This is a genomic window from Comamonas piscis (assembly GCF_014109725.1).
Lineage (GTDB): Bacteria > Pseudomonadota > Gammaproteobacteria > Burkholderiales > Burkholderiaceae_C > Comamonas > Comamonas piscis.
Genome location: NZ_CP058554.1, coordinates 5,030,674 through 5,047,163, shown reverse-complemented (window position 1 = coordinate 5,047,163; position 16,490 = coordinate 5,030,674). Strand labels below are relative to the sequence as shown.

At 63.1% G+C, this 16,490-nt stretch carries 14 protein-coding genes and 2 tRNA genes; 11 read left to right on the top strand and 5 right to left on the bottom strand.

Going from position 1 to position 16,490, the window contains the following annotated elements; all coding sequences use genetic code 11:
• Nucleotides 1–99: 99 nt before the first annotated feature.
• The 4 genes from HS961_RS22785 to HS961_RS22770 all read left to right on the top strand — a co-directional run bounded on the left by HS961_RS22785 (nucleotide 100) and on the right by HS961_RS22770 (nucleotide 2,130).
• On the top strand, nucleotides 100–1,095 hold the full coding sequence (locus HS961_RS22785; RefSeq protein ID WP_182325681.1) for a DNA-directed RNA polymerase subunit alpha: 996 nt from the start codon (nucleotides 100–102) through the stop codon (nucleotides 1,093–1,095).
• 104 nt (nucleotides 1,096–1,199) lie between these two features.
• Nucleotides 1,200–1,586 carry a 50S ribosomal protein L17 gene (rplQ, locus tag HS961_RS22780; RefSeq protein ID WP_182325680.1) on the top strand — a complete coding sequence of 129 codons (387 nt, stop codon included), beginning with the start codon at nucleotides 1,200–1,202 and terminating at the stop codon, nucleotides 1,584–1,586.
• 178 nt (nucleotides 1,587–1,764) lie between these two features.
• A tRNA-Met gene (locus HS961_RS22775) sits at nucleotides 1,765–1,841 on the top strand.
• Nucleotides 1,842–2,053: 212 nt separating this feature from the next.
• Nucleotides 2,054–2,130 (top strand) — tRNA-Met (locus HS961_RS22770).
• A 151-nt stretch (nucleotides 2,131–2,281) separates the two neighbouring features.
• Here the strand turns inward: HS961_RS22770 and HS961_RS22765 are convergent.
• Nucleotides 2,282–2,695: a VOC family protein gene (locus tag HS961_RS22765; protein WP_182325679.1), complete on the bottom strand. Its 414-nt coding sequence runs from the start codon at nucleotides 2,693–2,695 to the stop codon at nucleotides 2,282–2,284.
• A 151-nt stretch (nucleotides 2,696–2,846) separates the two neighbouring features.
• Between HS961_RS22765 and HS961_RS22760 the strand changes: the two genes are divergently transcribed.
• Nucleotides 2,847–3,791 carry a PhaM family polyhydroxyalkanoate granule multifunctional regulatory protein gene (locus HS961_RS22760; protein WP_182325678.1) on the top strand — a complete coding sequence of 315 codons (945 nt, stop codon included), beginning with the start codon at nucleotides 2,847–2,849 and terminating at the stop codon, nucleotides 3,789–3,791.
• Between the two features lie 78 nt (nucleotides 3,792–3,869).
• A complete protein-coding gene (locus HS961_RS22755; RefSeq protein WP_182325677.1) occupies nucleotides 3,870–5,117 on the top strand; it encodes an FIST signal transduction protein in 1,248 nt (415 codons plus the stop codon).
• 21 nt (nucleotides 5,118–5,138) lie between these two features.
• On the opposite strand, the gene HS961_RS22750 is transcribed toward HS961_RS22755, so the two are convergent.
• Nucleotides 5,139–5,891, bottom strand: coding sequence for a helix-turn-helix domain-containing protein (locus tag HS961_RS22750; RefSeq protein WP_182325676.1), 753 nt, complete (start codon nucleotides 5,889–5,891; stop codon nucleotides 5,139–5,141).
• 1,000 nt (nucleotides 5,892–6,891) lie between these two features.
• Between HS961_RS22750 and HS961_RS22745 the strand changes: the two genes are divergently transcribed.
• Together HS961_RS22745 and HS961_RS22740 are read left to right on the top strand one after the other, a co-directional pair.
• Nucleotides 6,892–8,868 (top strand): MFS transporter, encoded by a 1,977-nt coding sequence (locus HS961_RS22745; RefSeq protein WP_182328399.1) that lies wholly within the window; start codon nucleotides 6,892–6,894, stop codon nucleotides 8,866–8,868.
• A 28-nt stretch (nucleotides 8,869–8,896) separates the two neighbouring features.
• Entirely contained in the window at nucleotides 8,897–9,190 is a 294-nt protein-coding gene (locus HS961_RS22740) for a DUF333 domain-containing protein (protein WP_182325675.1), read from the top strand.
• Nucleotides 9,191–9,284: 94 nt separating this feature from the next.
• On the opposite strand, the gene HS961_RS22735 is transcribed toward HS961_RS22740, so the two are convergent.
• The 3 genes from HS961_RS22735 to mdeB all read right to left on the bottom strand — a co-directional run bounded on the left by HS961_RS22735 (nucleotide 9,285) and on the right by mdeB (nucleotide 14,445).
• Entirely contained in the window at nucleotides 9,285–10,193 is a 909-nt protein-coding gene (locus HS961_RS22735) for a dienelactone hydrolase family protein (protein WP_182325674.1), read from the bottom strand.
• A gap of 151 nt (nucleotides 10,194–10,344) precedes the next feature.
• Nucleotides 10,345–11,550, bottom strand: a complete 1,206-nt coding sequence (locus tag HS961_RS22730; protein WP_182325673.1) for an ABC transporter substrate-binding protein — start codon at nucleotides 11,548–11,550, stop codon at nucleotides 10,345–10,347.
• A 255-nt stretch (nucleotides 11,551–11,805) separates the two neighbouring features.
• Nucleotides 11,806–14,445, bottom strand: coding sequence for an alpha-ketoglutarate dehydrogenase (gene mdeB, locus HS961_RS22725; protein ID WP_238347715.1), 2,640 nt, complete (start codon nucleotides 14,443–14,445; stop codon nucleotides 11,806–11,808).
• A gap of 224 nt (nucleotides 14,446–14,669) precedes the next feature.
• Between mdeB and HS961_RS22720 the strand changes: the two genes are divergently transcribed.
• The 3 genes from HS961_RS22720 to HS961_RS22710 are packed head-to-tail and all read left to right on the top strand — an operon-like array spanning nucleotide 14,670 to nucleotide 16,489.
• Nucleotides 14,670–15,170 (top strand): YiaA/YiaB family inner membrane protein, encoded by a 501-nt coding sequence (locus HS961_RS22720; RefSeq protein ID WP_182325671.1) that lies wholly within the window; start codon nucleotides 14,670–14,672, stop codon nucleotides 15,168–15,170.
• 41 nt (nucleotides 15,171–15,211) lie between these two features.
• Nucleotides 15,212–15,688, top strand: coding sequence for a hypothetical protein (locus HS961_RS22715; RefSeq protein ID WP_182325670.1), 477 nt, complete (start codon nucleotides 15,212–15,214; stop codon nucleotides 15,686–15,688).
• A gap of 15 nt (nucleotides 15,689–15,703) precedes the next feature.
• A complete protein-coding gene (locus HS961_RS22710) occupies nucleotides 15,704–16,489 on the top strand; it encodes a DUF2145 domain-containing protein (RefSeq protein ID WP_182325669.1) in 786 nt (261 codons plus the stop codon).
• Nucleotide 16,490 lies beyond the last annotated feature (1 nt).

Sequence of the window (16,490 nt, the reverse complement as noted above, 5' to 3'; positions counted from 1 at the left end):
GCGAAAGTGTATCCGTCCCAGAACCGCGAGGCATCGCGGTTCTGGTGCTTCACCAGCCTTACCGGTGTAACGAGCCGGGGGTATTGAGAGGAAGTTTGCATGCAGACCAATTTGCTGAAACCCAAGACAATTAACGTAGAACAGCTGGGCCACAATCGCGCCAAGGTAGAGCTGGAGCCGTTTGAACGCGGCTACGGGCACACGCTGGGCAATGCGCTGCGTCGTGTTCTGCTGTCCTCGATGGTGGGTTATTCAGCGACGGAAGTGACCATTGCAGGTGTGCTGCACGAGTACTCATCGATTGATGGCGTGCAGGAAGATGTCGTTAACATCTTGCTGAACCTCAAGGGCGTGGTGTTCAAGCTCCACAACCGTGATGAAGTGACGCTGAGCCTGCGCAAGGATGGCGAAGGCGTAGTGACTGCTGCTGACATTCAGACGCCTCACGATGTAGAAATCATCAACCCTGATCATGTCATCGCCAACCTGTCGCAAGGCGGCAAGCTGGACATGCAGATCAAGGTGGAAAAAGGCCGTGGCTATGTGCCCGGTAACGTGCGCCGCTACGGTGACGAGTCGACCAAGTCGATCGGCCGCATTGTGCTGGACGCATCGTTCTCGCCGATCAAGCGCGTGAGCTACACGGTCGAATCCGCCCGTGTGGAGCAGCGTACCGATCTGGACAAGCTGGTCCTCGAGATCGAAACCAACGGCGCCATCGCTGCAGAAGATGCAGTGCGCTCGTCGGCCAAGATCCTGGTGGAACAACTTGCCGTGTTTGCGCAGCTCGAAGGCGGCGCATTGGATGTGTTCGACCAGCCAGGTGGCCAGGCGCGTAACAACGCCACGTTCGATCCGATCCTGCTGCGTCCTGTGGACGAGCTGGAACTGACCGTGCGTTCTGCCAACTGCTTGAAGGCCGAAAACATCTACTACATCGGTGACCTGATCCAGCGCACCGAAAATGAGTTGCTCAAGACCCCGAATCTGGGTCGTAAGTCGCTCAACGAGATCAAGGAAGTTCTGGCTTCCCGTGGTCTGACCCTGGGTATGAAGCTTGAAAACTGGCCACCAGCCGGTTTGGAAAAGCGTTAAGTTATAATGGAGAGCTCTCCCAATGGTGGGGGAGCTCAATCGTAGTGCGTCGAGCAGTACCTGATACGGCTGTTTGATTGAACCAATCTAAAAGGAAAAGCACCATGCGTCACGGACACGGCCTCCGCAAACTGAACCGCACCTCGTCTCACCGTAAGGCGATGCTGCAAAACATGATGAATTCGCTCATCGAGCACGAAGCCATCAAGACCACCGTTCCTAAAGCCAAGGAACTGCGCAAGGTGATCGAGCCCATGATCACCCTGGCAAAGGTGGACACCGTTGCTAACCGCCGTCTGGCATTTGACCGTCTGCGCAGCCGCGACAGCGTGACCAAGCTCTTCAACGTGCTGGGTCCTCGTTCGGCCAGCCGTCCTGGCGGCTACACGCGTATCCTGAAGATGGGTTTCCGCGTGGGCGACAACGCGCCTATGGCTTTTGTTGAACTGGTGGACCGTGCTGAAGAAGCCGGTGATGCCGCAGCAGAATAAAACCTGCAGGTTCACACCAGAAAGGCCCACTTCGGTGGGCTTTTTCTATGGGGGCGGCGCCTTGAGCATGGCACCGTCCTTGCGCTCGGCAACCCACCCGAGAGACCGATTGCACAAATAGTTTTCCAAATGATGACAAAGCGCTTCATATTAAGGAAAACCCGCGCTATAATGCTAGTGCGCGATGGAGCAGTCTGGTAGCTCGTTGGGCTCATAACCCAAAGGTCGGAGGTTCAAATCCTCCTCGCGCAACCAGAACACCAAAAGCCAGCTTTCGAGCTGGCTTTTTTGTTTCCGTGTCGGTTGCAGGCGGATGCGCCACAGGCACTGACAAGTGCCGCCAAGCGGGTCAACTCCGCGCTATGTCCAGGCTGGCATAAGCCGCTATAAAAGTCGCAGCACGAAAAATATGTGCGAAAAGCGCGTCGAGCCAAAAATGCACCAACAAAGTCGCGCTATAATTGCGGTGCGCGATGGAGCAGTCTGGTAGCTCGTTGGGCTCATAACCCAAAGGTCGGAGGTTCAAATCCTCCTCGCGCAACCAGAACACCAAAAGCCAGCTTTCGAGCTGGCTTTTTTGTGTCCGCACCGGATGCAGAGGGTGGACATTCGGGGCATGTATGCATGCGCTTTCTGCCAGCCAGTGAGGCAGCAGCGCTTGCCCCGCTTGCACTGCGGGGGCGCGCAGCGCGCTATCAGTGCGCGTACAGCTGCTCCAGCGAGCGGAAGCCTTTGACCTCGATGGGATTGCCGCTGGGGTCATAGAAGAACATGGTCCACTGCTCCCCTGGCTCGCCCTCAAAGCGCACCTGCGGCTCCAGCACAAAACGGGTGTCGGCGGCACGCAGGCGTTCGGCCAACAGTTTCCAGTCTTCCAGTTTCAGCACCAGGCCAAAGTGCGGCATCGGCACCTTGTGGGCACCCACGAGGCCGGTGTTGCTGGTCTCAAAAGGCTTGCCCAGGTGGCAGGATATCTGGTGGCCAAAGAAATCAAAATCCACCCAGCTTTCGGTGCTGCGGCCTTCGGAGCAACCGAGGGTGTCGCGGTAAAAATGGCGTGCCGCATCGAGGTCGTGCACATGGAAGGCAAGGTGGAAAAGGCTTTGCATAGTGGGGGCTCAGGGAGGCGTGTTGCTGGGTTGGAAGTGCATGGCCATCCGATGTACCGCATAGGCACAGGCTGCACAATCCGCTAAGCTGTGCAGGATACACCTTGGCATTGCGCACAGGGCCAATGGCCTCACCACTGGAGACAACACCATGCAGGATTCCTCCTCGTCTTTCAACCCCTTTGCCCCCGGCTTCGACTTTATGCAGAAGCTCGCTGCGGGCGGTACCTCCAGCCCATCCCATGCCTTCGGGCAGTGGCAGGACTGGGTGGCGCCAACGATGAATGTGCAGGATCTGGAAAAGCGCATCAATGAGCTCAAGACGGTGATGTTCTGGCTGGAGCAGAACCAGCGCGCGTTGTCGGCCACCATCCAGGCGATGGAGGTGCAGAAGATGACCTTGTCGGCCCTGCAAACCATGAATGTGCCGGTTGAGAACTGGGCCAGCACCATGGTGCAAAGCTGGCAGCAGTTTGCCCAGAACACCGCAGCGCAGACCCAAGAGGGGGCTGCGACTACCGCAGCGCCAACCTCTGCAGGCCGCGCGCCGGCTGCAGCGCAGGCGACACCCAGCCCCGCGCCCGCGCCTGCTACCGCATCCACACCCACCTCTGCACCGGCGGCTGCTCCCGAAGAGTCAGCTGAAAAAGTCGAGCAGACCAGCGCCGCCGCATCTGCGGCGACCGACCCCATGCAGTGGTGGGGCGCACTGACGCAGCAGTTCCAGCACATTGCACAGCAAGCGGTGCAGGATGTCACCGAGCAGGCGATGGCGCATGCGGCCAGCACCCAGCAGGCGGCGGCTACGGCTGCGCAGGCGGTGCGCAGCACGGCCGAGGAGATGGCGGAGGCGGGCAAGGCAGCGGCGCAAGCTGCTGCTGCTGGCATGGGCCAGCGCACAGCCAGCACCGCTGCGTCACGCTCAGCCGCAAGCGCGGCGACGCGTAGCAGCCCAGCGCCTAAAACGGCTGCATCATCGGCTTCGCGCAGCAGCGCGTCCCGTACCGCAAACCCCGCAGCAGCGGCGCCGCGCAAGGCTGCCAGCAACAAGGCCGTGCCCAGCAAGACCGCTGCGCGCAAACCGGGCCAGCGCTGACCGCTGATTTTTACCTGCCTGCCTGGCGAGTCCTGCGCTAGCCGGACTCCGCCGCAGCAGGCATCTGGAACGACAGGCATGAAGCTTTTTCCCTTTGGCCATGTGACGCATCCCGACTGGCGGATGGCAGTGGCACTGGTGGTTGCGCAACTGCGGGGGCGCATGGCCCAGGCAGGCTATGCCACCGCACCCGGTTTGGGCCTGGTGTATTTCAGCGATGCGTTTGCGCGCCATGCGCCGCAGCTGCTGGAGGCCTTGCAAGACGAGTTTCCCCAGATCAGCGACTGGAGCGGGTCGGTCGCTGTGGGCGTGATGGCCTCGCATGCCGAGTACCTCAACGAACCCGCGCTGTCCGTCATGCTGCTGGAGCTGCCGCCCCAGTCGTACCGCTTGTTTTCGGGCATTGCGCCGTTGCCCATGGGGCATGATTCGCCTTGGGAGCGAGCCTTGGTGCATGCGGATGCGGGGCTGCCGGATCTCGGCGAGCTGCTGGAAGAGCTGGCCGAGCGCACCCGCGCCAGCAGCGTGCTCGGTGGGCTCAGTTCCGAGGCGATCGCACCGCTGCAGCTGGCCTGGAGCAAGGCCCTGGGCCCCAGCCATAGCGGGGTGCTGCGCGGAGGGCTTTCAGGCCTCGCCTTTTCGCCCGAAGCCGGCGTGGTGCAGGCGCTGACGCAGGGCTGCCAGGTCATGGGCGCGCGTATGCGCATCACGGCCATGCAAGGCCATGTTGTGCTGGAGCTTGATGGCCGGCCAGCATTGGATGTGCTCGAGGAGCTGATGCTGGTGCGGCTCGATGCAGACCCGGAGCGCGCCACCCGGGCGATGCGCCATATCCACGCCGCGCTGGAGCCCCATGCGCCCGAGTCTCCGATGCATGCCGGGCAATTGGGCGCGGATGCGCGCGTGGTGCCGCTGGTGGGCGTGGACATGGCAAGCCGTGGCATTGTGCTGTCAGAGGCCGCGCAGCCGCAGCACTACCTCTGCTTTTGCCAACGCAATCTCAGCGCGGCACGTGCCGATCTGTTGCGCATGTGTGCGGAGCTGCGTGAATCGCTCTCGCCAGTTGAAGCCGATACCGGCGAGCCGGTGAGCGGCCATGCGCTTACCGCAGATGTTGCCGCCAGCCGGGGTATTGCCGGGGCGGTCTATATCAGCTGTGCGGCCCGGGGCGCCTCTTATTTTGGTGCGCCCGGTGCCGAGCTGGAGCTGATCCACCATGTGCTCGGCGACATTCCCTTGCTGGGATTTTTCAGCCAGGGCGAGATTGCCGGGCAGCAGCTGCACCGCTATGCCGGTGCGCTGATGCTGTTCACCCAGCCGGCCTGACGGGGATGAGGGCAGCCCGCGTCAGCGGTTGCCGCTGCTCTGTGGGCGCCGCATCTCGGTAAACACCGACAGCTCCCAACTGCGCATGGCCAGCAGCAGGGTGTAGCCTTCACGTTCTTTCTCTGGCAGGCGCTGGTCGGTCAGGTGCTGCTGGGCAAAATCCTGGGCCACGCGCTGTAGGCGCTCTAAAAAGGCGGGTGCCAGGGTGCGGCTGATGGCGCCATGCACCAGCATCAAACCCTCGCCCGATTTGTCAAAAGTGCCTGAGAAGTAGTCGTGCACCGCGTTGTCGCGGAAATACTCCATCACCGGGCCATGGGGGCGCCAGCGGAAGGTTTTGGCCAGCTTGAGCCGGTAGCGGTTCATCGGCCGGAGCTCGATGATGCCGATGCGGTCGAGTTGCGCCAGGTATTTGATGCCCTCGGCCTCGTTCAAGCGGTAGGTGGCCAGTACCTGCTCCAAGGTCCATTGGCTCAGCACACAGATCGCCATCAGCAGCAGTTTTTTGTCCGCCACCACCGCCTGTTCCTGCTGCTGCGTCAGCTCCTTGATCAGCGGCTGGTTGTCCGCCACGCGGCGCGCCAGGTCGGCAAAATCGAGGCGCAGCACGTGGCAGATGGCATCGATGCGCGACAGCGGCATATCGCCCTTGGCGAGCATGCGCTTGACGCTGGATTCCGCCATGCCCAGTGCCTCGGCCAAGTCGGCATAGGTCATCTGCGCGGCTTTCAGCTCTTTTTTCAATGCCAGTACCAGATCGGCGGTGGTGCTCATGGGTATCGTCCAGTCATACTTTGGGTGCCATCATAGGGGATCACGCCAGGATTCCGGGACGCGCAGGTCCGCCCCCGGCACAGTCGCGCCCATGACTGATACCTCTACCCCATCCACCCGCCGCAGCCGCATCGCTGAATGCGCGCTCTACCTTTTCTACGCCGCTATGCTGGCCCTTGCTTGCTGGGGGCCCTATGTGCCGCAGGCTGCCCACTACCATGACTTTGCCGACCAGCGCCCGCTGCTGGGCCTGGTCAATGCGGCCGATGTGCTGAGCAATCTGCCGTTTTTACTGGTGGGAGTTTGGGGCTTGCTGGCGACATTCAAAACGCCGGCTGACACCCTGCGATCCCAAGGTGCGACGCCCTGGCTGCTGCTGGTGTTTGGTGGCCTGGTGCTCACTTCCGCTGGCTCCTCTTACTACCACCTGTTGCCAGACGATCTGCGGGTGTTTTGGGACCGCATGGGCATGGTGCCGGTGTTTGCCGGTGTGCTGGGCCTGGCGCTGCAGTCGCTGCTCAACGCCCGCGCTGCCTGGCTGACGGCACTGTGCGTGCTGCTGGGCGGGCCGCTGGCCTTGTGGATCTGGTTGCAGACGGGGCAGTTGCTGGCCTGGGCGGTGCTGCAAGGCGCGGGCATGGTGCTGCTGGTGGTACTGGCTGTGTGGCAGCAGCGCAGCCCGCCGGCCGCGCACCTGATCCGGTGGCCTCTGGCAGCTGTTGTGGCCTGGTATGCGCTGGCCAAACTCTTTGAGCTGGGCGACACCGCCATCTGGGCGGGCAGCGGCCATCTGGTGGCGGGCCATGCGCTCAAGCACCTGGCCGCTGCGCTGGCCGTACTGCCGCTGCTGCGTAGCCTGCGTCAAGCACGCCATCTGGCACACGCAAACAGCGCATCCACAGGCACAATCGGGGCGGCGCGTTGGGAGCAGGGCGTTTGCGCTGAATGTCCGGTACCGACCACCCCCACCGCCTTTGATCCGCCAGGAGAGCCTTGTTCCATGAACCGTCCACATGCCCCGTCTGTGCCCGCCTCCGAGGCGCCAGAGCATCCCAACCAGTTCGCCCTGCTGGGCCAGCGCCGTTTTGCCCCCTTCTTCTGGACGCAGTTTGCCGGGGCCGCCAACGACAACCTGTTCAAGTTCGCCTTCACCGTCATGGTGACCTACCAGCTGCAGGTGGCCTGGATGCCGCCTGCGATGGCGGGCCTGGTGATTGGGGCCTTGTTCATCCTGCCGTTTCTGCTGTTCTCGGCCACTTCGGGCCAGCTGACCGACAAGTTCGAAAAGCACCGCATGATCCGCTTTGTCAAAGACCTGGAGATTGGCGTGATGCTGATCGCCGGTGTGGGCTTCTGGATCGACAGCCCGGCCGTGCTGCTGGGCTGCGTGTTTTTGATGGGCCTGCACTCCACCTTGTTCGGGCCGGTCAAGTTTGCCTACCTGCCGCAGGTACTGCGCGACGATGAGCTGACCGGCGGCAACGGCATGGTCGAGATGGGCACCTTTGTCGCCATCTTGCTGGGCAATGTGGTGGGTGGCCTGCTGGTGACCTTGCCCGATATCGGCCATGCCTCGGTAGCGGTGGCCTGCTTGAGCCTGGCGGTGGTGGGGCGGTTGACCGCCCAGGGCGTGCCGGTGGTGCCTGCCACCGACCCGGGCCTGCGCATCAACTGGAACCCGGTGAGCGAGACCTGGCGCAATCTGAAGCTGGCCCACGGCAATGTGGTCGTGTTCCGTTCGCTGTTGGGCATCAGCTGGATGTGGTTCTTTGGCGCCGTGTTTTTGAGCCAGTTCCCCAGCTTTGCCAAGGAGGTGCTGCATGGCAATGAGCATGTGGCCTCGCTCTTGCTGGTGGTGTTCTCCATCGGCATTGGTCTGGGCTCGCTGCTCTGCGAGGTGCTGTCGCGCCGCCAGGTGGAGATTGGCCTGGTGCCGATTGGCACCATCGGCATGAGCGTGTTTGCGATTGACCTGTACTTTGCCTCACGCGGCCTGCCGCAGCCCGCGCAGGCCTGGACGGCGCTGGGCTTTATCAGCCAGCCGGCGCACTGGCGGGTGATGGCCGATTTGGCCTTGCTGTCGCTGTTTGCCGGCCTGTACAGCGTGCCGATGTATGCGCTGATCCAGCTGCGCAGCCAGCCCACGCACCGCGCCCGCATCATTGCGGCCAACAATATTCTCAATGCGCTGTTCATGATCGCCAGCTCGGTGATCGCTGGCGCCTTGCTGGGGGCGGGCTTTACCGTGCCGCAGATCTTCCTGTTCACCGGCATTGCCAACGCCATCGTCGCTACCTACATTTTCTTGCTGGTGCCCGAATACCTGCTGCGCTGCATTGCCTGGTTGGTTACCAATGTGGTCTACCGCTTTCGGGTCCAGGGCGCGCATCACATTCCCACGAGCGGGGCGGCGCTGCTGACCTGCAACCATGTGAGCTTTGTCGACCCCATCCTGATGATGGCCGCGAGCCCGCGCCCGATTTATTTTGTGATGGACTACCGCATCTTCCGCACGCCTTTGCTGGGTTGGTTGTTCCGCCTGTGCAAGGCGATTCCGGTGGCGCCCCGCAGCGAAGACCCTGCCGTCTACGAGGCCGCTTTTGCACGCGCTGCGCAGGTGCTGCGTGATGGCGATCTGCTCGCCATCTTTCCCGAGGGCGGCATCACCCGCGATGGCGAGCTGCAAGCCTTCAAAGGTGGCGTGATGAAGATCCTGGAGCAGGCGCGCGCCGATGGGCTGGACGTGCCCGTCGTGCCGATGGCCTTGACCAACCTCTGGGGATCGTTCTTCAGCCGCATCGAGCCCAAGGGCGCAATGACCCGGCCCTTCCGCCGAGGCTTCTTCAACCGGGTGACTTTGCGCATCGGTGCCGCCAGCCCCGCCGCCGACTGCTCGGCCGAGCAACTGCGCCAGCGGGTGGGCGAACTGCTGGACCAAGAGGGCCACCCTGGCAGCCGCTCGCCCGCTTTGGGATAATGCAGGCTGGACAACGAATGGCTTTGTGATGACCTCTCTAACGATTCTGTACAAAAGCGTGGCAGCCCTGGTGGCCGTGTCCGCCCTGGCCGCCTGCACCAGTACTTCGGGCCTCAAGCCGCTGCATGACCCTGAAGAGAAGGAGGCTTTCACACGCGCCACCGTCTATGCCGGGCCGCGCAGCCCCGCATCGGCCTACTGCGTGCAGATGGGTGGCGCCATCCTCAACACGCCCAAGGGCAAGAACACCTTGTGCCGCTTCCCCGACGGCAAGGAAATGGACCCCTGGGACCTGTTCTGGCGCGACAACCCCTCGAACTAAAGCCTTCCGACGGGCCGCAGCGGAACGTAAAAAACCCCTGCCAGTGCATGTAGCACTGGCAGGGGTTTTGTCTTGCTGAGCCGCGGATCAGGCTTTAGATGACGCCATGCGCCTTGAGCCAATCCTGCATGCGCTTCCAGCCGTCATCGGCCGCATCCTTGCGGTAGCTGGGGCGGTAGTCGGCATGGAAGGCGTGGCCGGCTTCCGGGTAGACATGGAAGCTCGACGCCGCAGCAGCGGCATTGCCAGCGGCACCGGCCTTTTGCAGGCTTTGCTTCATCGCTTCGACCGACTCCAGCGGAATGCCCTGGTCCTTGCCACCGTAGAGGCCCAGCACGGGCGCCTTGAGCGCGCTGCTGAGGTCAATCGGGTGCTTGGGCTGCAGCTCGCTGGCAGCGCCTTGCAGGCGGCCATACCAGGCGACACCAGCCTTGACCTTGCCGGTGGCGGCATACAGCCAGGTGATGCGACCGCCCCAGCAGAAACCGGTGATACCGGCGCGGCTGGTGTCACCGCCGTTGTCCTTGGCCCATGCCAGGGTGGCGTCCAGGTCCTTGATGACCTGGGCATCGGGCACCTTGCTGACCAGCTCGCTTTGCAGCTGGCTGATTTCGGTGTACTTGCGCGGATCGCCCTGGCGGGCAAACAGCTCGGGCGCTATCGCCAGGTAGCCCATCTGGGCCAGGCGGCGGCAGGTGTCAGCGATGTAGTCATGTACGCCAAAGATTTCCTGGATCACCAGAACCACCGGCAGGTTGGATTTGCCAGCAGGCGCTGCGCGGTAAGCGCTGACCTGGAAGCCATCGACCGTGTACTGGATGGTGCCGGCGGTCAGGCCGGCATCCGGCGTCTTGATGGCCGTCTGCGCCATCACCGGTACGGCTGCTGCGGCGTAGCCTACGCCCAGCGCCATTTGCAGGGCGCTGCGGCGGGTGCTGCCGGCCAAGGTGGCGCGGCCCGGGAGAAGGGAGTCGAAATCGGCATTGCTGGGAGTCTGGGACATAGGATTTCCTTTTCTGCGGATGGCAGGCCCATTATGGGGGACGATAAAAAACAGCCTGTGACAAGGCTTGTAGCTCCTTGGGGCCGCAGCGTTCATGCAAGAAAAATGCCTGGCATCGCCAGGCATCGTGGGTTGGGCAGGTCGCGTCAGATCACTTCCACAGCGCGCACTTGGTTTCTTCCTTGGTGGTGAACACCTCCTCGCCCGGCAGCTTCTTGACGATCTTGTAGTAGTCCCAGGTGCCCTTGGATTCCTGCGGGGTCTTGACCTGGACCAGGTACATGTCATGGATGTAGCTGCCGTCGGCGCGCAGGGTGCCCGAGCCAAAGAAGTCGTCCATCTTCATACCGCGCCAGGTCTCCATCACCTTGTCGGCATCGGTGGTGCCGGCGGCCTGCACGGCCTTGAGGTAGTTCATCGTGGCCGAGTAGTCCGCGGCCTGGATTTCGGTGGGGCGGCGCTGGGTTTTCTTCATGTAGGCATCGGCAAACTTGCGCGATGCGTCATTCATGTCCCAGTACCAGCTGGTGACGAACTGCATGCCAGCGGTGTTCTTCAGGCCCAGGCTGTGGATGTCGCTGTAGAAGACCAGCAGCGGGGCGATCTTCATCGTCTTGTCGATGCCGAATTCCTTGGCGGCCTTGATGGCGTTGATGGTGTCGCCGCCGGCATTGGCCAGTGCCAGCACCTGGGCCTTGGAGCTTTGCGCCTGCAGCAGGAAGGACGAGAAGTCGGAGGCATTGAGTGGATGGCGCACGGCCGCGGCAACCGCACCGCCTTTGGCCTTGATGACCTTGGTGGCATCGGCTTCCATCGCATGGCCAAAGGCATAGTCGGCCGTCAGAAAGAACCAGTTCTTGCCACCGCCCTCGACGATGGCGCCGGCCGCACCCTTGGACAGCGCCACGGTGTCATAGGCGTAATGGATGGTGTAAGGCGTGCAGGCCTCATTGGTCAGCGCCGAGGTGCCGGCGCCGTTGTTGATCATCACGCGCTTTTTCTCATCGGCCACCTTGGCCAGCGCCAGTGCGGTGCCTGAGTTGGTGCCGCTGAAGATCATCGTCAGGTTCTGCGTGTCGATCCACTCGCGGGCCTTGCTGGCAGCGATGTCGGCCTTGTTCTGGTGGTCGACGACCAGCATTTCGATCGGCTTGCCCAGCACCTTGCCGCCAAAATCATCGATGGCCATCTGAATCGCGGTGGCGCCGCCCTTGCCTTCGACGTCGGCATAGAGGCTGGACATGTCGGAGATGTAGCCGATCTTGACTTTGTCTTGCGCATGGGCGGTACCCATGGCGGCCGTCAAGCCGAGCAGACCCAAGGTGGCCAAGGCTTGCGCCAGGCGAGTGCGTTGCATAGTGTCTCCTGATGTTTATGGTGTTGTCTCAATGCGGCAGCCGCATGACCCTGATACTGGCATGCACAGCGCCGGACGGTATTGGGGCAACCACTGCGCTGCCTGTGAGGCGCCAGACGGCAGAGAGTGCATAAAAATAGCTACCGGTGCTTGTGGGTAAAGCACGGGTAGCTATCAATTCAGGAGTTATGCGCTGGCCTGGGCGGCTGCGCACACTGGCTTGGCTTTTTTGCGCACCCCCGGTTGGGCAGGGACTCAGGCCTGTTGGCTGCGCAGATAGGTCTGCACGATGGCGGCGGCATCGACCGCAAAATGCTGGCGCAGCGCTGCACGCGAATCGCTGCGGCCAAAGCCGTCCGTCCCCAGGGTGTAGAAATGCTGGCGCGGCAGGCCGTTGGCATCGGTGGGCAGGTAGGCGCGTACCAGCTCAGGCAGCGCGCGCACATAGTCGCTGGCGGCAATGATGGGGCCTTGTGAGGCGCCCAATTGCTGTGCAAACCAGCTGGGCTGTGCGGGCGCGCCACCGCGCCAGCGCTCCAGCTGGGCTTCACCATCGCGGGCCAGCTCGGCATAGCTGGTAACGCTCCAGATATCGGCCGCCACGCCGTGGTCGCGCTCCAGAATAGCGGCCGCCTTGAGCACCTCGCCCATGATGGCGCCGCTGCCCAGCAATTGCACCCGGCGCGCGCTGTTCGCGCTGCCGGCCTGTAGCAAATACATGCCACGGATGACGCCTTCATGGGCCTCCGGCGGCAGGCTGGGGTTGGCCACGCTTTCGTTGGTGACGGTGATGTAGAAGAACTCGTCCCGCTGCTCTTGCAGCATGCGCTGCATGCCATGGTCGATGATGACCGCCAGCTCGCCGGCAAAGGAGGGGTCGTAGCTTTTGCAGTTGGGCACGGTGGAGGCGCTCAGCAGGCTGCTGCCGTCTTGGTGCTGCAGGCCTTCGCCGCCCAAGGTGGTGCGGCCGGAGGTGGCACCAATCAAAAAGCCGCGTGCCCGCTGATCGGCAGCGGCCCAGATCAAATCGCCGACGCGCTGAAAGCCAAACATGCTGTAAAAGATGAAAAACGGCAGCATGGCCGTGCCATGCGTGCTGTAGCTGGTGGCGGCCGCCGTCCAGGACGACAGCGCACCGGCTTCGCTGATGCCTTCCTCCAGAATCTGGCCGCTGCTGTGCTCGCGGTACAGCAGCACCGAGGCATTGTCCTCCGGCTGGTAAAGCTGGCCAAAGGGCGCGTAGATGCCCACCTGGCGGAACAGCCCGGCCATGCCAAAGGTACGCGCCTCATCGGCCACGATGGGCACGATGCGCGGGCCCAGTTCTGCATCTTTGAGCAGGTTGCCGAGCTGGCGCACAAAGGCCATCGTGGTGCTCATCGGCTTGCCATCGGCCTGCAGCGCAAAGCCTGCGGTGGCCCGCAGATCGGGCACGGCGATGGGGGCGGCCTGGCCTTTGCGCGCTGGCAAAAAGCCGCCCAGCGCCTGGCGGCGTGCCAGCAGGTAGCGCATCTCGGCGCTGCCATCGGCCGGTTTGAGGAAGGCGGCCGAGGTGGCCTGCGCATCGCTCAGCGGCAGGTTGAAGCGGTCGCGGAAGGCCAGCAGGTCTTCGGCGCCCAGCTTTTTTTGCTGGTGCGAGGTCATGCGGCCCTGGCCGATGCTGCCCATGCCATAGCCCTTCATCGTTTTGGCCAGCACCACGGTCGGTTGGCCGCTGTGCGCGGCGGCACTGGCAAACGCGGCATGGATCTTGACGGGGTCATGCCCACCCCGGCGCAGGCGGTCGATGTCGCTGTCCGACAGGTGGGCGACCAGCGCGGCCAGCTCCGGGCTTTGGTTGAAAAAATGCTCGCGGTTGAAGGCGCCATCGTTGGCCGACAGGGTCTGGAACTCGCCATCCACCGTGTGCGCAAAGGTGCGGGCCAGCACATGGCTGTGGTCGCGCGCCAGCAGCGCATCCCACTCCGATCCCCAGAGGCATTTGACGACGTTCCAGCCCGCGCCGCTGAACAGTGCCTCCAGCTCATCGACGATACGGCCATTGCCGCGCACCGGGCCATCGAGCCGCTGCAGGTTGCAGTTGATGACGAAGATGCAGTTGTCCAGCCCCTCGCGCGCGGCCAGGGTCAGCGCGGCAATGGATTCGGGCTCGTCCATCTCGCCATCGCCAAAAAAGCCCCAGACCTTGCGGCCTTCGGTGTCGGCCAGGCTCCTGTGCGCCAGGTAGCGCATAAAGCGCGCCTGGTAGATGGCATTGATCGGGCCGATGCCCATGGAGCCGGTGGGGAACTGCCAGAACTCCGGCATCAGATAGGGGTGCGGATAAGAGCTGAGGCCCTGGATGCCTTGGCTGGCGGCGACCAGCTCCTGGCGGTAGTGGCTCAGGTTGTCTTCGCCCAGCCGCCCTTCCAGAAAAGCGCGTGCGTAAACGCCGGGCGACGAATGAGGCTGGAAGTACACCAGATCGCCACCGTGGTGGCCATCGTCGGCACGGAAGAAATGGTTGAAGCCGGTCTCGAACAAATCGGCCGCCGAGGCATAGCTGGCAATGTGGCCGCCCAGCTCGCCGTGCGCGGCATTGGCGCGCACGACCATGGCCAGCGCGTTCCAGCGCAGGATGGCCGAGAGCTTTTTCTCCAGTTCGATATCGCCCGGGTAGGGTGGCTGCTCATCGACCGAGATGGTATTGCTGTAGGGCGTGTTGCCCGAGGGCTTCCAGGGCACATGGCGCTTGCGGGCATGCGCCAGCAGCGCATCCAGCAAGGCACCGGCTTGCTCCTTGCCTTGGGCCGCCCCGTAGGCGGTCAGCAGGCCATCAAAGGCATCGCACCACTCGGCCAGTTCGGCGGGGTCGGCTTGGGGAGCTTTGGGTAAATGGGTGGGCGGCTGGCGCACGGCGGTCTCCTGTCTGGTTCTTGGTTTGAGTGCCTGGATCATGCCACGGAAGCGTGGCCAGAGACGATGCTGCAACGACGGCCGTAGCGCTTAAAAAGTATTGCTTGGAGATACTAGTTTTGTGGAAAGCTGCTACTGGCATTAAACAGGGATGCTGACGGTCCGGCTTGCCTGCAAGATGGCGCCGTGTTCAACCAACGCGGGGCCCCGGTGCTCCGACCACCATGTCTCAAGCCTTCAACCCTGTTCAGCGTGACACCCGTGCATGGCAATACCAGGTGTGGATTTCATTCGGTATTGCAGTCTCGATGTGCGCCGTCGGCCTGGCCTGGCTGCCTGGGCAACACCTGGAGCAGGCGTTCATGGTCATGGGCTATATGTTCTGCCTGTCTGCCGCCTTTGTGCTGGCCAAGTTTGTGCGGGACAAGCAAGCGGACAGCGAGCAAGCGGCCGGCGATACCCCCCTGTGGCGCTTTGTGGTTTGGGGCGGCTTTGGCATCGCCATGGGCCTGACCGGCTGGGGCCTGCTGAACATGGGCATCAACCCGACCTACAAGGCATTTTTGGGGGTGAGCTGGTTGTACATGATCACGACCGCCTTCACCCTGGCCAAGATGTTGCGCGACAAGCATGAATCGGACCTGGCCGCTGCCCTCTACCGCGCCCGCAGCCAGCGCAGCGAGCCCCGCAACCAGGATGTGAGCCAGCCCCAGGAGCGCGTGTGAGCGCCGGTCTGATGATGCAGCAAGCAACACGGGAGTACTCCATGTTCAGTCTTACCTCTAGCAAGTGGCAGCGCCGCGCGGCAGCAGCCTTGGCCAGCACGGCGCTGGTGATGGCTCTGGCGACCGCGCCGGCGGCCCGCGCACAAAGCGATGCATCTTTGATGTTGTCTGCGCTGCCGATCGCGTCGGTGGTCGTTGGCACGGCGGCTTCGGTGGGGGCATCTGCCAGCGTGGTCGCGCTGCCGGTGGCACTGTCGGTGGATGGCGCCCGGCTCATCGTCAAAAGCGTGCAGGCATCAGCCAAGGGCACGGTGTGGCTGCTGGAAAGCGCATCGGATGGCGCAGCGGCCAGCATTGAGCTGTCGGCCGGCGCCGTGGGCGCCAGCGCGGCCAGCGTGGGCACGGCTATTCTGGTCAGCGTGGTGGGCACGGGCGTGCTGCTATCGGCCGCCGGTGAGGTGATCGCCTATATCCCCAATGAAATCGGCAAAGCGCTGCTCTACAACGAGCGCTTGTGAAAACGGGAGATACGCATGTTGAAGTTTTTACGCGGGAGCCTGATGGCCGCCGCACTGCTGGCAGCTGCAGGCGCCCAAGCCGGACGCAGCTGCGAGCCGCAAAAGCCCACGCTCGACAGCGTGCGCCAAAGCCTGAACCTGGCGCAGAACGTGGCCCAGGCGCTGGATGCCAGCGGTGCGCAGGTGGTGCTGCTGGGCCGCCAGGGGCAGGATTTGCGCAAGTACCAGCTGGAGTACTCGCACATGGGCTGGGCCTACAAATCGGCCACTGGCGCCTGGCGTGTGGTGCACAAGCTCAATGACTGCGGCACGGCGGCATCGCATGTCTACCGCCAGGGGCTGGGAGAGTTCTTTCTGGACGATATGTGGCGCTACCAGGCGGTGATGCTGGTGCCCACCAAGGCGGTGCAGCAACAGTTGCTGCTGGCGCTGTCGGCCAATGTGCAACCCTTGCAGCTGCATGAGCCGCGCTACAGCATGCTGGCCTATCCCTGGAGCCAGCGCTACCAGCAAAGCAACCAGTGGGCCTTGGAGACGCTGGCCCAGGCGATGGCGCCGCAAACCGTGCATGACCGGGGCCAGGCGCAGGCCTGGTTGCAGCTTCAGCGCTACCAGCCCAGCGATTTGCGCATTGGTGCCATGACCCGTTTGGGCGGCCGCATGACCCGTGCCAATATTGCCTTTGACGACCACCCGCCGGAAAAGCGCTTTGCTGGCCATATCGAAACGGCGACGGTGGACTCGGCGTTGCAGTTCATGCAGCGCAGCGGGTTGGGCGCTGCACCCGTGCCGTTGCAGTGAT

Excerpts from the sequence above, each read along its gene's own strand:
- HS961_RS22740 (WP_182325675.1), top strand. The coding sequence starts at position 8,897 with ATGACCTCTCTAACGATTCTGTACAAAAGCGTGGCAGCCCTGGTGGCC.
- HS961_RS22720 (WP_182325671.1), top strand. The coding sequence starts at position 14,670 with ATGTCTCAAGCCTTCAACCCTGTTCAGCGTGACACCCGTGCATGGCAA.
- HS961_RS22750 (WP_182325676.1), bottom strand. The coding sequence starts at position 5,891 with ATGAGCACCACCGCCGATCTGGTACTGGCATTGAAAAAAGAGCTGAAA.
- HS961_RS22765 (WP_182325679.1), bottom strand. The coding sequence starts at position 2,695 with ATGCAAAGCCTTTTCCACCTTGCCTTCCATGTGCACGACCTCGATGCG.
- HS961_RS22735 (WP_182325674.1), bottom strand. The coding sequence starts at position 10,193 with ATGTCCCAGACTCCCAGCAATGCCGATTTCGACTCCCTTCTCCCGGGC.
- HS961_RS22785 (WP_182325681.1), top strand. The coding sequence starts at position 100 with ATGCAGACCAATTTGCTGAAACCCAAGACAATTAACGTAGAACAGCTG.
- rplQ (WP_182325680.1), top strand. The coding sequence starts at position 1,200 with ATGCGTCACGGACACGGCCTCCGCAAACTGAACCGCACCTCGTCTCAC.
- HS961_RS22710 (WP_182325669.1), top strand. The coding sequence starts at position 15,704 with ATGTTGAAGTTTTTACGCGGGAGCCTGATGGCCGCCGCACTGCTGGCA.
- HS961_RS22730 (WP_182325673.1), bottom strand. The coding sequence starts at position 11,550 with ATGCAACGCACTCGCCTGGCGCAAGCCTTGGCCACCTTGGGTCTGCTC.
- HS961_RS22745 (WP_182328399.1), top strand. The coding sequence starts at position 6,892 with ATGAACCGTCCACATGCCCCGTCTGTGCCCGCCTCCGAGGCGCCAGAG.
- HS961_RS22715 (WP_182325670.1), top strand. The coding sequence starts at position 15,212 with ATGTTCAGTCTTACCTCTAGCAAGTGGCAGCGCCGCGCGGCAGCAGCC.
- HS961_RS22760 (WP_182325678.1), top strand. The coding sequence starts at position 2,847 with ATGCAGGATTCCTCCTCGTCTTTCAACCCCTTTGCCCCCGGCTTCGAC.
- HS961_RS22755 (WP_182325677.1), top strand. The coding sequence starts at position 3,870 with ATGAAGCTTTTTCCCTTTGGCCATGTGACGCATCCCGACTGGCGGATG.